The following is a 13865-nucleotide window of genomic DNA, read 5'->3' as shown; positions in this document are numbered from 1 at the left end:
TAGATTGGGCATCACCAAACCACTGCTTTTCAGGAGATCCCATGCCGTCACGAGTTCCAGCCATCGCCTTCATTGGCGGCGGCCCGCGCACGGCCGGCGTCCTGGAACGGCTCGCCGCCAACCGTCCCGCCCTGTTTGCTGGTCCGCTGGAAATCCACGTCATCGAGCCCCACCAACCGGGCTCCGGGAGGATCTGGCGCTACGACCAGGATCCCGGCCTGCTGTTGAATTCCACAGCGGCGGACGTCACCATGTTCACGGACGCCTCAGTGGCCTGCGACGGTCCTTCGGTTGAGGGCCCCGGGCTCTCCACCTGGGCAGCGGGCGTGCTCGATGGCAGCATCAGGGACGTCCCCGCGTTCGAACCACACCTGCTCGACCAGCTCCGCTCGCTGACCCCCGCGTCCTTTCCCACCCGGCAACTGCAGAGCAAATATCTTGAGTGGTTCTTCCGGCGGGCTGTGTCCTCGCTTGGCCCTGACGTGACCGTAACGGTGCATCGCGACACGGCGACCGGCGTCGAGCGCTCTTCCGCGGATGGCCGCGCTGGCGGCGTCCCGGGCGTCCCGGCCGGTGGTGTCCCGGGCGGCCCGACTGGTGGTGTCCCGGGCGTCCCGGCGGGCGGTGTCCCTGCCGTACCGACTGGTGGTGTCCCGGGCGTCCCGACTGGCGGTGTCCCTGCCGTCCCGACTGGCAGCGCCCCTGACGTACCGACTCCTGCCGTACCGGTTGCCGGGTCCGACGACGGTGCGCACCGCGTGCGGTTGGCCTCTGGTGCCGAGGTGGTTGCCGACGTCGTGGTTTACGCCCTTGGCCACACCGATTCCCTGCCCGACCCCGAATCCGTCCGGCTCAGCGAATTCGCTGCCAAGCACGGAGGGTTCCATGCGGCGCCGTCGTACACCACCGATGTGGACTACTCCGCGATCGAAGCAGGGCAGGACGTTATCGTCTCCGGCATGGGCCTGGCGTTCGTGGACCTGTTGGTGCTGTTGTTCCAGGGCCGGGGCGGACGCTTCGAAGAAAGGCCCGACGGCAACCTGGACTACGTGCCCTCCGGCGCTGAACCGCGCGTCTGGGCAGGATCGCGGCGCGGAGTGCCGTACCACTCCAAGATCTCCTCCACCCTGCGCGGCGAACCGATCGCCCGCCCGCGCTACTTCACGGCAGAAGCCATTGACGCCCTGCTCGCCGTGAACCAGGAACTCGATTTCCGGGCACACCTGTGGCCGCTGATCGCCAAGGACGCCGGTTACGCCTACTACCGCGAGCTCTTCACGGGCTACCCGGAACGGGTGCTCGGGTCCTGGGCCAGCTTCGAGGTGAGGTTCGACGCCGTTGATTGGTACAGCAGCGACCGTGAGGAACTGGTGGCCTTCTCCGTGCCGGATCCTGCGCTGCGTTTGGACCTCGAAAAGCTCGACCACCCCCTGAGCGGCTGCGCTTTTGCCGACCACGAAACTGTCCAGCGCTCCGTGGCCGCCTACATCCAGCGCGATCTTGACCTCCGGACCAGTCCCGACCATTCCGAGACCCTGGCCCTCTTCACCGCGCTGCTTTTCGTGTACATGGACCTCGGGCGCCTCGTCCCGCAGGAACGGCTCAACGCACGGTCCCAGCAGGCGATCCACGGCTGGTGGCATGGCTTCTTCAGCTTTGTGGACTCCGGTCCGCCGTCGCACCGCCTCCGGGAGATGCTGGCACTGCACCGGGCCGGTTTCCTCAAGTTCCTGGGCCCGGGGATGTGGGTCCGTGCCGATGACTCCCTTGGCAGGTTCGTGGCCGGATCGTTCCAGTCGCCCGTAGTGGTTGACGCGTCCGCCTACGTTGAGGCGCGGCTGCCGTCGGCCTCGGTGGAGCGTTCCGCGAATCCTGCCCTGGCTGACCTGCACCACTCCGGAGGGGGAGCCGAACAACGCCTCCTCACCTCCGAGGGCGCCCATTCCACAGGAAAACTGCTGGTCTCCGGGAATCACCAGGTCCTCTCTCCTGTTGGTACTCCCCGGGAGGGTTTGTTCGCAGTGGGACCGTGGACGTCAGGTTGGGGTGCTGGAGCGTTCGCCAGGCCCAACACCAACGCGGCACCCTTCCGGGAGAACGACGCCCTGGCGCGGAGGATCCTGTCCACAGTTGCTGCCGCCCGCCCAACTAAGTCGCAGTTAATGTCGTTATGAGAGACCTCAAAACGACATTAACTGCCACTTGCTTGGGTTCCACCTACGAAAGGCCTGACATGACCACAACGCCAACCCTGCCGACGTCGGGCCTTACCGTACTCCGGCTCCCCATGCGCGATCCCCGCGTCCGTCCCCTCCTGGACGAGCTCGCCGTGGAATACAACACCCGCTACGGCGATCTGTTCAGCAGTGAAGGGGCTGCGGAGGAACTGAACCGTTACCCGGCCGAGGAGTTTGAAGCCCCGCATGGCGCATTGGTCATCATCCAGGAAAACGGCGAGTCCGTGGCCGGAGGCGCTTTCCGGCGCTACGACGAACACACCGCGGAACTGAAGCGGATCTGGACGCATTCTGCCCATCGCCGCCGCGGCCTGGCACGGCTGGTGCTGACGGAACTGGAAAATGAAGCACGACGCCGGGGCTACCGGAAGCTGTACCTCACCACCGGGCCCCGCCAGCCGGAGGCAAAAAACCTCTACCTCGCCACGGGCTACAAAGCGTTGTTCGACCTCGACGCCGACCCCGAAGACATCAAGCACTTGGCCTTCAGCAAGGATCTTCCCGTGCAGAGCTAAGCTATGCGCATGGCCAACAAATCCACCGCAACAACTGCCGAAAAACTCGCCACCATCCAGCAGGGGTACACCCTTGAAGGTGCCACCATCGAGCTGGGGGCGGCGATCGTGGACGGTGAAGTCCACAAAGAGGCCCAGGTCCGGCTTCCGCTGGCCATGATGAACAGGCACGGGCTGGTGGCAGGCGCTACCGGCACCGGCAAGACGGTCACGCTGCACATGATTGCCGAACAGTTGTCGACAGCGGGCGTTCCGGTTTTCCTCGCGGACATCAAGGGTGATCTCTCCGGATTGGCCACACCGGCCACCGGCAGTGAGAAGCTGACAGCCCGTACCTCCGCGTTGGGGCAGGACTGGCAGGCCAAGAACTTCCCGGTGGAGTTCCTCTCGCTCGGTGGCGACGGCCACGGCATTCCCGTCCGCGCCACCATCACCTCGTTCGGGCCCATCCTGCTCTCGCGCATCATGGACCTCAACGACACCCAGGAATCCAGCCTCCAACTGATCTTCCACTTCGCGGACCAAAACAACCTGGAACTAATCGATCTCAAGGACCTGCGGGCTGTCATCCAGTTCCTGACCTCGGACGAGGGCAAGGCTGAACTTGCCAACCTTGGCGGACTGTCCAAGGCCACAGCGGGCGTGATCCTGCGCGAGCTGGTCACCCTTGAGGCGCAGGGCATGGAGAAGTTCTTTGGCGAGCCTGAGTTCGACACCGCAGAGCTCCTCCGCACGGCGCCCGACGGCCGCGGCGTCATCAGCTGCCTGGAACTGCCCACGCTGCAGACCAAGCCGTTGCTGTTCTCCACCTTCCTGATGTGGCTCCTGGCCGACCTCTTCGAAGACCTTCCCGAGGCCGGGGACCTGGACAAGCCGAAGCTGGTCTTTTTCCTGGACGAGGCCCACTTGCTGTTCAACGGTGCCTCCAAGGCTTTCCTTGAGGCCATCACCACCACGGTCAGGCTCATTCGGTCCAAGGGTGTGGGCATCTTCTTCGTCACCCAGACACCCAAGGATGTTCCGGCCGACGTCCTCGGCCAGCTGGCCAACCGCATCCAGCACGCACTGCGGGCCTTCACCCCTGAGGACGCCAAGGCCTTGAAAGCCACGGTGTCCACCTTCCCCGTCAGCGATTACGACCTCGAGGAGACCCTCACCTCAGCAGGTATCGGCGAGGCCGTTGTTACCGTGATGAACGAGAAGGGCGCCCCCACCCCTGTTGCCTTGACCCGGCTCCGCGCTCCCGAGTCCGTGATGGGTCCCAGCACCGACGACCTCATCCAAGGGACCGTGGCCGCGTCCTCCCTGCTGGCAAAATACGGCACAGCCGTGGACAACCTCTCCGCTTACGAAAAACTCACGGGCAAGGCCGCCGTTCCCACCGGAGATGCAGCACCCGGTTTGCCGCCGGTGCCCTCCTCTTCCAGCTCCGGAACCGCCGGCACTTCCCAGTCCGACATCGACGCCGAAGCGCGCCGGATCGAGGAAGAAATCCTCGGCCGTCCAAGCTCCTGGAACCCGCAGCCCGAGTCGTTCCCTGCACCGCCGGCACCGGCACCGGTTCCGCAGCAGGCTCCCGCACCGCAGGATGGCATGTTCGGCGACCTCGCCGGCGCCCTGGGAGGGGCGCTCGGTGGCGGGCTCAAGAGCATGGTCCGGTCCATGGGCACGCAGCTGGGCCGCGACCTCATGCGCGGAGTCTTCGGGACCTCTTCACGGCGTCGCCGCTAGTCCTGCCTGACTGACACAAACACGACGGCGGGCGGCAGCAACAGCTGCGGAAGCCCGCCGTCGAGCCTTCTCCAATCGGTGGACATAAGTCATTCCGATGTCTTCCTGCGCAGTGTTCGCTGCCGTGGCAGGTAACGTAAAGGGCGTGCAGTTGAGTCAAGCATTCGTCAAGACCGCAGCCGGGTGGCTGCTCGGTCTGATGCTTGCTGCCGCCGGTGCCATCGTATGCATCAACCTGGTGAGCTCATCAGTGGCCAGCCCCCAACAGCCCGTCAAGGAGTATCTGACGGCCCTGCAAAAGGGCGAAGGCGAAGAAGCGCTGGGTCTCCTCCGTGCCAAAGTACCCACGTCCAACGCTGCGATGCTGGACGGCACAGCCTTGCAGACTGCCGCTTCCAAGATGTCCGACGTCAAAGTGGGAAACCCGGAATCACGGGGCAACAACCGCGTAGCCGTCCCGGTCGATTACACCTTGGACGGCAGCAAGCTCCGCACCGAGTTCCTGATGGAGCGGACCGGGACGCAATGGTTGTTCTTCGCCAAATGGGCGTTTGTGCCCACCACGCTGCCCACCATCGACGTCACCGTGGTCAACGCCAGCGAGGCCACCCTGAACGGCGTGCCGGTCAATATGCCCAACGGCCGCAACACGTTCGCTGTGTTCTTCCCCGGCAAATATGAGGCCAGCCTGAACGGGACGTTCTTTGAAGCGCCGCCCACCTCCGCCTTGGTATCAACGCGCGACGGCGGCCAGGCTCCCCTGAACCTGCAGACGCGGTCGACGAAGGCCATGAACGAGGCAGTAGCCGGGAAGGTCAGGGAGTTCCTGGACACCTGCGCTGCCCAGGCTACAGAGCAGCAACGGCTCCAGCCCGATTGCCCGTTCTACCATGTCAGCAACGCCCGCGTGGTGGACGGAACCATCAAGTGGGCCATCACCGAGTACCCCAAGATCACCATCGAACCCTTCGGCGGCAAGTGGGTAGTGGCACCCCTCAACGGCAAAGCCACTCTCACCGCGAGGGAGATCAACCTCTTCACCGGGTATGTCAACGACCTCAACGTGGAGCACGACTTCAGCTTCACCACCCAACTGGACGTCGGCGGCGACACTGTGACGGTCACCCCGATGCTGACGTTCTGATTTTCTGGGCCTTGCCGCCGGGCTGGCCCAGTTTTCCACCCCTAAGTCCCGCAATCACTGCCTGTGATGGCATGAGAGCCGCCCTAAAATGGGCTACTTCGACCACATCCGGGCCGGCCCACGCAGTAGAACTTCACGCACTTGCCCGAGCATTTTCTCCGGGGCGTAGACCACGTCTTCGTAGAAGAACCTCAGCACCAGCATTCCTTGCCTGATTGCTTCGTTGTCCCGCCTGCGGTCCTTCTTGAACTGGCGCGACTCCAGATGGAAAGCAATGCCGTCGAGCTCGACTATGAGGAATCCTTCAAGGAGAAAGTCGACGGTTCCTACGCCTTCTATCCACACCTGAGTCTCAGTGCGGATGCCTACGTCCCGGAAGAGAACGCGTGCCAGGGTTTCCAAAAGGGACCCCGCACCCCGGTCCACTTTGGCCAGAACCTCACGGGCCCGCCCGCCCCGGTTGCCTGGTAGATGACGGCGAAGGTAGCCGAGCCCGATGTCGCCGCGGGAGAATGCACTCTCTACCATGACCAGCGCTTCCAGCGGAGGCAGACAGAGAAGTGCGTGCAGGAGGACATCCGGCAGGGCCACATACGGCTCGATCGCTCGAGGCTGGGACAATGACAGGCGGTGGCTGACACACCCGGCCGTACGGCGGCCGTTGCTTTGCCAGTAGTGTGGCACGGCGGGTTTGTGCAGCAACCACAGTTCATAGCGGCTCGCAGCTGATGCGCAGGTCAGCAGCGACCTACTTTTGACTGCTGCTACAAGTGTCGGATCCGCGCTCGGGAGACGCAGCACTCCCCTTTCGACGCGCACGACGCTTCCCACTCGCAATGCCGCTCGTAGGGCAGCGTCGCTGGAGCCCTGAGCCTGCAGCTGCCGCGTCAATGCAACGCCGCCCAAGCGTCGTAAGGCATCCTCGGGTTTCATCCCTCCAGCGTGCTTCTTCGGCTGCCGGGGCGGCAGGGCCGAACCAGGCTATGTGGATAACGCAAAGATCGGGACCGGCCCACTTTTGACGTCACCCACGGCATAAAAATGGCCCGGGCATTCTCCTAAGAGGTTGCCCGGGCCATTCAATGGGTGTGGCTTAGTCCATGCCGCGGAGGTCCAGCACCAACTCCGACTCACCATCGGCCTGAAGGACTACCGGAATGCCCCAGTCCTGCTGGTAAAGGTGGCAGGCTGCGTGGTCGGGAATTTCACCGTCTTCGGTTTCGGGCCCATCACATGCCGCCGCGCGGGCGGTGATGTGAAGGATGCCCTCGGGAACGTCGGCAGACAATTCCAGTGTGCGCAGCAAACCCACTGATGTGCCTCCACCGGACACCAGCAGCTCCGGCGGGGTGGACGAAATCTTCAGCTGTGTGGGATCGCCCCAACGGTCGTCGAGCTTCTGGCCCGTGGGAGCCTTGAACCGGACTGCAAGCTGCAGGTTCCCCGGAGTCACCGGGCTCTTGGGGCGGTGCGTCTGCGATGCGCCCTCATCCACCTGCTGGGCTTCCTTGGGAATCGGGACCAGCACCAGTTGGTGTTTGTTGGACTCCACCACTACGAGCAGTGGCTCGCTGCCTTCAACCTGGACAACGACGACGTCGCTCGGCTCAGCGAGGCCCCTCGCCAAAGTGGACACAGACTTGGTTGCGGGATCGTACCGGCGAACAGCCCCGTTGTAAGTGTCGGCGATGGCCACGGAACCATCCGGGAGGACTGTAACGCCGAGTGGGTGCTGCAAGCGGGCCTCGCCGGCGTCGCCGTCACGGAACCCGAAGTCGAACAGACCCTTGCCGACAGCGGTTTCCACTGTCACTCCGGATTCGCTGAGGACCAGGCGGCGCAAGGACGAAGTTTCCGAGTCAGCCACCCAGATGTTGCCGTCTGCGTCGATGGCCAGGCCGGACGACTGGGCAAACCAGGCTTCCTCTGCCTTACCGTCCAACAACCCCTCCAGCCCGGAACCGGCAAGGATGGAGACCGCGTTGCTGATGGGGTCGAAAGCGAAGATCTGGTGGGTACCGGCCATCGCGATGATCACCCGCTGCAGCTTTTCGCTCCACACCACGTCCCACGGTGAGGAAAGTGAAACGTCCGTTCCGAGACCCAGCGCCCCGACATCGATCGAGTCGGCAGCGAAGTCAGCCGGGCCGGCGTCGTGGTGTTCCGACCAAGTGCCGGCTCCGGCATCGGTCACGCGGGCAGGACCGGCGTCGAGCAACCGCTGTACACCGTTGCCTGCAACGGTCTGCACGTACCCGGAGCTGAGCGTCACACCGCGGAGTCTGTGGTTGACGGTGTCCGCAACGACGGCGTCATAACCAAGCTTCCAGGCCAGCTCCGAGGGGAGCAGCGCGATGCCTTGCGGCTCGTTGAACTGTGCGATCTCCGCTTGGCCATCCAGGTAGCCCTTGGTCCCGGAACCGATGACGCGCTCCACGGTTTCAAGGTCGGGGCGGAGCTCCACCAAGCGGTGGTGTCCTGAGTCCACTACCAAGTAGTTGCCGTTGGACAGCTGGGTGGCCTTACCTGGGAAACGCAGAGTGCCCGATGTCGGCTCAGGAGCCACGTACGGGCCGTTGCCCCGGTGCAGGGTGCCCTTGGCTTCGTGCTCGGCAACGAGTTCCTCAAGCAGAACGGCGAGTCCGTCCGCGTGGCCCTCGCCGGAAAGGTGGGCAACGATGTAGCCCTCGGGGTCCACAACAACCAGGGTGGGCCACGCACGGGCCGTGTAGGCCTTCCACGTTGCGAGCTCAGGATCGTCAAGGACCGGGTGGTGGATTTCGTACCGTTCAACGGCCGATGCCAGCGCGACAGGATCCGCTTCGTGTTCGAACTTGGGCGAGTGCACGCCTACAGTCACCAGGACGTCCGAGTACTTTTCTTCAAGCGGGCGCAGCTCGTCCAGCACATGCAGGCAGTTGATGCAGCAGAAGGTCCAGAAGTCGAGCAGCACGATCTTGCCGCGCAAAGACTCGAGGTCCAAGGATTTGCCGCCCGTGTTGAGCCAGCCGCGGCCCTCCAGTTCGGAGGCCCGGACCCGGAGTTGGGTGCGTACGGTTTCGCTCATCAGCGTCCTTCCAGCTTGGTGTTTGGTTCAGTCTGCCCGGCAGGGTCTGTGGTGGTGCGTTCGGCAGTGCTGCTTTCGGCGGCCGTGCGTCCGGCAGGGTCTGTGGTGGTGCGTTCGGCGGTCGTGCGTCCGGCAGTGCTGCTTTCGGCGGTCGTGCGTCCGGCAGGGTCTGTGGTGGTGCGTTCGGCAGTCCTGCTTTCGGCGGTGGTGCGTCCGGCAGCTTCGCCTTCGTGCTGGGCCAACCTGGAGGGTTGACCTGGCTTGGAGGTTGGGGCAGTGCGGCTTGCCATCTTGGCATCTCGGTCGGCGAGCCGGGCAAACATATCGTTGTAAGCGCTCAGGTCTGCGTCATTATTCCTATCCGCAGCCCGGTCAACACGGCGGGTTTCCCGTTCGTCCGAACGCGACCACATCACCGCCACTCCGATCGCTACCAGCAGTGTGGGTACTTCGCCGATGCCCCAGGCAACTGCACCGCCCAACTGCTGGTCCCCAATGGCCGACGGCCCCCAGGCCCTGCCCAGGTTCCCAAAGTAGTCAGCGGCCAGCAGGCCGGTACCACCCATGATGGCCACGCCAAAGAATGCATGGAAGCCCATGGTGGCCAGCAGGAGAAGCAGGCGCATCGGGTAGGGCGCACGGCGCGGAAGGGGATCGCTGCCAATCATGCTTAGCACGAAGATATAGCCGGTGAGGAGGAAGTGCACATTCATGAGCTCATGGCCCACATGCTCGCGCATAGCCAGGCCGAAGAGGTCGGAGTAGTAGAAAAGGACGATTGAACCCGCAAAGTTGGCTGCTGCGAACAACGGGTGCGTCACGATCTGCGAGAACCGGGAGTGCACAAACAGCAGCAGCCATTCCCTGAGGCCGCGTGAGCCGTGCGTTCCTTCACCCCGGGCAGGCAGTGCGCGCAAGGCCAAGGTTACCGGCGCACCAAGGACCAGGAAGATGGGGGCCACCATGGTCAACGCCATGTGATCCACCATGTGCGCCGAGAACAGCACGCGGCCGTACACGGCGGGGGGACCGGAGGTGATGTAGGTCAGAACCACCAAGCCGATGAGCCAGTTCACGGCCCGGAACCAGGACCACTTGTCTCCACGTTTGCGGACCTTGATGATGCCCATGATGTAGGAGACCGCCCCGAACAACGCCACTCCAACCCATAGCCAATCGAAGCGCCATTCGGTCAGCCAGCGTTCCGGAGTGAGCTCGGGTGGGAGCTCATAGCCGGAGAGGATGAACGACGGCGAGGCGTCAGGGGCATAGGTGGTTGGCTGCGGCGGAGCTGAGCGTCCGAGCGCAACGGCAAGTCCCGACGTCGCGCCCATCACCAGCAGCTCAACGAGAACCAACTGCCACAGCACGCGGCGGGCGGACAGGGAACCGTTTTTGCCGAGCTGCGGGATAACCCACTGCCGGTGCATGAAGCCGATGCCGCCCAGGACCAGCGTGGCGAGGGACTTGGCTACGATGAGCTGCCCATACGGGGAGCCGAACAGGTCCGCGGGGTTCGTCACGCGGATGGCGGCATTGATGACACCGGATGCAAAGACCAGGACGAAGGCGAAGCCGGCCAGAGCCGAGAAGCGCCGCAGGGTTTGTTCGGTGATGTCCGGCATTCCCTTGCTGCGGGAACCTGTCAGGATGCCGGAGAGGACCGCCAGCATGATGATGCCGCCCACCCACGTGGACACTCCCACCAAGTGGAGTCCCAGGGAGTTGATGGCACCTTCATGATCACTGGAACTCGATGAGTGCCCGATCAACGCTGTCGGAATGAGGCCAATCAGTGCCAGTAACAGGGTGAACGCCAGCCCGGTCAAGGACCTGACGCCAAAGAGGGCCGTGGTAACCACTGCGGCGATGATGGTGACGGCAAGCCAGGCTTTACCCGTCTCGATGTCCGTCATGAAGTACACCAGGGACCGGGTGAATTCAGCATCGCCGGACAGGCCTTGGCCCGCTACATCCGCATAGGTCAGCACGAGTACTGCCACGGCCGACAACGTCCACACGGCTCCTGCAGCGGCAGCCACAGCAAGGGCCCGGGCAAAGGCGGGATGTTCGGGTGCGTCGGCATCCTTCTCACGGGACCGCGACCCACCGATGTTCTTGGGCAGGATTCCGACGGCGAAGATCAAACCGCCAACCACGGTAGCCACGGAGACGTTATGTATGGCCTTCGCAAATGGAAGGCCCCAGCGGACCAATTCGCCCGGGTCCGAGACCTGCCTGGCTGCCGAGGCACCGGAGTAGATCAAAGCTGCGGCCAGCGTCAGGAACAGCGCGGCCAGACCAGCAAGTTGCCATGGCAGGGAAATCCCCGCGACTGTAGTGCCTCCTGGTGCTCCCGGCTTGGGAACAGGCGAAGGGGCAGTTGCGGAATTTCTTGCTGATGGCACTCATCCATTGTCCGCTACCTGTCGCCGGGCTGCGAATCGGGAGGGTGCTATGTGGATGCAGGACGCTATGTGGAAAACAGAAGGGACGGCAACCAACAGGTTGCCGTCCCTTCAAGGCGTTCGCCGAAGAGTAATTACTTCTTCTTGGCGACAGCAGCCTTCAGCTTGGAGCCAGCGGTCAGCTTGACGCTGTGGCCGGCTGCGATCTGGATGGTCTCGCCGGTCTGCGGGTTGCGGCCGGTGCGGGCTGCACGGTCGGTGCGCTCAACTGCGAGCCAGCCCGGGATGGTGATCTTTTCGCCAGCGGCGACAGAAGTCTCGAAAACTTCGAACAGTGCATCGAGCACGGAGTTGACTGCTGCCTGGCTGGTGCCAGCCTTGCCTGCTACCTCTGCAACGAGTTCACTACGGTTCTTAGCCATTTACGTCCTCCTGGACTCATACGTTTTTGAGCTTTCAAGCGGAATGCGAGCAAGCCACTGTTCGAAAACTTACCAGCTTGGGCTGACATGGCCAGCAAATTCCGCGTGTTTCCGCGCCTTTTTGACCAAAATCACCGGATTTTCGCGGTTTTTAGGGGTGCTTTACGCCCTTGGCGTACCCTAGGGCCCCGGCCGGCCCCGCAGTGTGCCCCGTCAGGACAGGATGCGCTGGAACAGAACGTGGTCCTGCCACTCTCCCGCAATCTGAAGGTAGGACGGCGCAACGCCGATCTTCTCAAAGCCAGACCGCCGCAGCACTGCCTGGGAGCCTGCGTTGTGAAGCAACGTGGCGGCTTGGATCCTATGAAGGCCAAGCTCCTCATCGGCCATCGATACGACGGCGGCCACCGAAGCCGATGCGTGGCCCCTGCCGACGCATTCCGCATCGATCCAGTAGCCCAGGTTGGCACTCTGGAAAGGGCCGCGAACAATGCCCGTGAGCGTAATCGCCCCCTGGATACCACGGCTGCCGATGATGACCCACGACACTTCGCGACCGGCTGTAGAGTCCTCCGCCTTGGCCCGCAAGACAGTTTCCTGACCCTTCACCGTGAAAAACTCTTCAGAGCGGACTGGCTCCCAAGGAGCCAAATGGCTGCGGTTGCGCACGTAGGCAGCGGCCATTTCCGGGGCGTCGGACAGCTCAAGCTGGCGTAGGTGCAGCTCTTCACCGCTTCCCCCGACCACCCTGGTGGACACCCTTCTTGTCAGATTCATCCCCAGACTCTACCGGCAGTAGTCCTGCCAATTGCGCCTGCATCTCCAGGGTGGTAGTTTTCGGTTGATCGTGAACTTTTGACAGGAGGTGGGACCCATGAACGCTGTACCAATAGTGGGCGCTCCCTCCAGTCCACGATCCCGCGGCTGAACCAGTCGCCATCAGGAGCGCCTTAACCCGCATTTCGCGAAAGGCACTCCCATGAATACTTCACCTTCTTCGTCCCAGTACGGGAACCCGACGGCGGCACCCAAGACGGCGGGGCACTTGCTGTCAGCCCTTTCCCAACCCGCGGAATCCCAGCCCGCCAAGTCCCGCCCGGAGGGCGATGCCGGCCCGCTGACCCGGAATTCCAGCAATGAAAAGCGTGCCCTGGTCCTCGGGGGCGGTGGATCCACAGGCAATGCATGGCTGATTGGGGTCATTGCAGGTCTTCTGGAGGCGGGGCTGGATGTCACCAGGGCCGACGTGACCGTTGGCACTTCTGCCGGTTCCACAGCAGCCGCCCAGTTGGCCGGCGCAACGCCAATCGGACTTTTCAATGCGATAGTCGAAGCTCCGACGCAGCAACGCAGGGGCACTGTGGGATCGGGACCGGTTGGTGCCGGGGCCAAACCCGTAGTGGACCACATGCAACGAACCAGCAACATCATGAACGATTCCACAGACATGGCGGATATGCGCCGACGGCTGGGCGCAGCAGCAATCGAGATGGCCGAAGCCATGGAGGGGTCCAGCGACCGGTGGCGGGCCACGGTCGCAACCCGGCTCCCCAGCAAGGAATGGCCGGAACAGTCCATCCTCCTGACCGCAGTCGATGCCCGAACGGGCGACCCCGTGGTTTTCCACCGCGGGAGCGGTGTGGACCTGGTCGACGCTGTGGCCGCCAGCTGTGCCAGCGGTTTTGCCTACAGCATAGGCAATAACCAGTACATCGACGGCGGCTACCGTACCAACGCTGAGAACGCTGACTTGGCTGCCGGCCATGGAAGGGTCCTCGTGCTGGCTCCCTTCGGCGGACGCACCCGGACGCCGAAGGCATGGGGCATGCATCTCGCTGGCCAGGTTGAAACGCTGCGCTTAGCGGGCAGCATGGTAGAGACGGTCTTCCCGGACGCTGATTCCGAGCACTTGTTCGGCGTCAATGCCATGGACCTGTCCCTCAGGCCTGCCGCCGCGACAGCAGGCTTCCTGCAGGGCAAGGCCCTGGCGGCGCGCCTGGCAGGCTTCTGGGCCTAGGGAAAGACCCGCCCGGCAGTCATCCAATTTATGGAGGCCACGCAGAATGATTACTGCGTGGCCCAGCCGGTGCCTGGTGTTGTGCCTGGTGGTGTGTGGTGGTTAAAGGGGAAGAGCCCCGACCTGTGGTCGGGGCTCTTGCCTAATGTGTGTCCGGCGGTGTCCTACTCTCCCACACCCTCCCGGGTGCAGTACCATCGGCGCTGTGGGTCTTAGCTTCCGGGTTCGGAATGGGACCGGGCGTTTCCCCCACGCTATGACCGCCGTAACCTTTTTACCCGTCCCGGACTGACCGGACACCCTGTGTTGGGGTGTGGTTGTCCT

10 protein-coding genes, 1 rRNA gene and 1 pseudogene are annotated in these 13865 nt (G+C 63.6%); 5 read left to right on the top strand and 7 right to left on the bottom strand.

Annotated features, from left to right (window positions below; all coding sequences use genetic code 11):
- The first annotated feature begins 41 nt into the window (after positions 1 to 41).
- The 4 genes from AC6JA3_RS02285 (at position 42) to AC6JA3_RS02270 (ending at position 5627) form a co-directional block, all read left to right on the top strand.
- Positions 42 to 2174, top strand: a complete 2133-nt coding sequence (locus tag AC6JA3_RS02285; protein WP_497919861.1) for an FAD/NAD(P)-binding protein — start codon at positions 42 to 44, stop codon at positions 2172 to 2174.
- Positions 2175 to 2233: 59 nt separating this feature from the next.
- On the top strand, positions 2234 to 2752 hold the full coding sequence (locus tag AC6JA3_RS02280; protein ID WP_026547796.1) for a GNAT family N-acetyltransferase: 519 nt from the start codon (positions 2234 to 2236) through the stop codon (positions 2750 to 2752).
- 3 nt (positions 2753 to 2755) lie between these two features.
- Entirely contained in the window at positions 2756 to 4483 is a 1728-nt protein-coding gene (locus tag AC6JA3_RS02275; protein WP_043433087.1) for a helicase HerA-like domain-containing protein, read from the top strand.
- 97 nt (positions 4484 to 4580) lie between these two features.
- Positions 4581 to 5627, top strand: coding sequence for a hypothetical protein (locus AC6JA3_RS02270; RefSeq protein ID WP_081733459.1), 1047 nt, complete (start codon positions 4581 to 4583; stop codon positions 5625 to 5627).
- A gap of 93 nt (positions 5628 to 5720) precedes the next feature.
- Here the strand turns inward: AC6JA3_RS02270 and AC6JA3_RS02265 are convergent, their stop codons facing one another.
- The 6 genes and pseudogenes from AC6JA3_RS02265 to AC6JA3_RS02240 all read right to left on the bottom strand — a co-directional run bounded on the left by AC6JA3_RS02265 (position 5721) and on the right by AC6JA3_RS02240 (position 12301).
- The gene (locus AC6JA3_RS02265; RefSeq protein WP_497920614.1) at positions 5721 to 6248 is read right to left on the bottom strand and encodes an endonuclease domain-containing protein; all 528 of its coding nucleotides are present in this window, start codon (positions 6246 to 6248) and stop codon (positions 5721 to 5723) included.
- Positions 6249 to 6425: 177 nt separating this feature from the next.
- Positions 6426 to 6560: pseudogene (locus tag AC6JA3_RS02260) on the bottom strand (type IV toxin-antitoxin system AbiEi family antitoxin domain-containing protein); the annotation flags it as partial.
- A gap of 160 nt (positions 6561 to 6720) precedes the next feature.
- Positions 6721 to 8694, bottom strand: a complete 1974-nt coding sequence (locus AC6JA3_RS02255) for an NHL domain-containing thioredoxin family protein (RefSeq protein ID WP_026543253.1) — start codon at positions 8692 to 8694, stop codon at positions 6721 to 6723.
- Entirely contained in the window at positions 8694 to 11102 is a 2409-nt protein-coding gene (locus AC6JA3_RS02250; RefSeq protein ID WP_497919860.1) for a bifunctional copper resistance protein CopD/cytochrome c oxidase assembly protein, read from the bottom strand. The genes AC6JA3_RS02255 and AC6JA3_RS02250 overlap by 1 nt, the downstream gene beginning before the upstream one ends.
- Before the next feature lie 134 nt (positions 11103 to 11236).
- Entirely contained in the window at positions 11237 to 11524 is a 288-nt protein-coding gene (locus AC6JA3_RS02245; protein ID WP_011776355.1) for an HU family DNA-binding protein, read from the bottom strand.
- Between the two features lie 213 nt (positions 11525 to 11737).
- The gene (locus tag AC6JA3_RS02240) at positions 11738 to 12301 is read right to left on the bottom strand and encodes a GNAT family N-acetyltransferase (protein ID WP_026543251.1); all 564 of its coding nucleotides are present in this window, start codon (positions 12299 to 12301) and stop codon (positions 11738 to 11740) included.
- A 202-nt stretch (positions 12302 to 12503) separates the two neighbouring features.
- Here AC6JA3_RS02240 and AC6JA3_RS02235 point away from each other — a divergent pair, with 202 nt between their 5' ends.
- Positions 12504 to 13541 carry a patatin-like phospholipase family protein gene (locus AC6JA3_RS02235; protein WP_347782459.1) on the top strand — a complete coding sequence of 346 codons (1038 nt, stop codon included), beginning with the start codon at positions 12504 to 12506 and terminating at the stop codon, positions 13539 to 13541.
- A gap of 151 nt (positions 13542 to 13692) precedes the next feature.
- Here AC6JA3_RS02235 and rrf read toward each other — a convergent pair.
- Positions 13693 to 13809 (bottom strand): 5S ribosomal RNA (gene rrf / locus AC6JA3_RS02230).
- Between the last annotated feature and the right edge of the window lie 56 nt (positions 13810 to 13865).

The organism is Arthrobacter sp. TmtSoilC79 (assembly GCF_059739405.1).
This window is presented reverse-complemented; position numbering and strand designations above follow the sequence as displayed.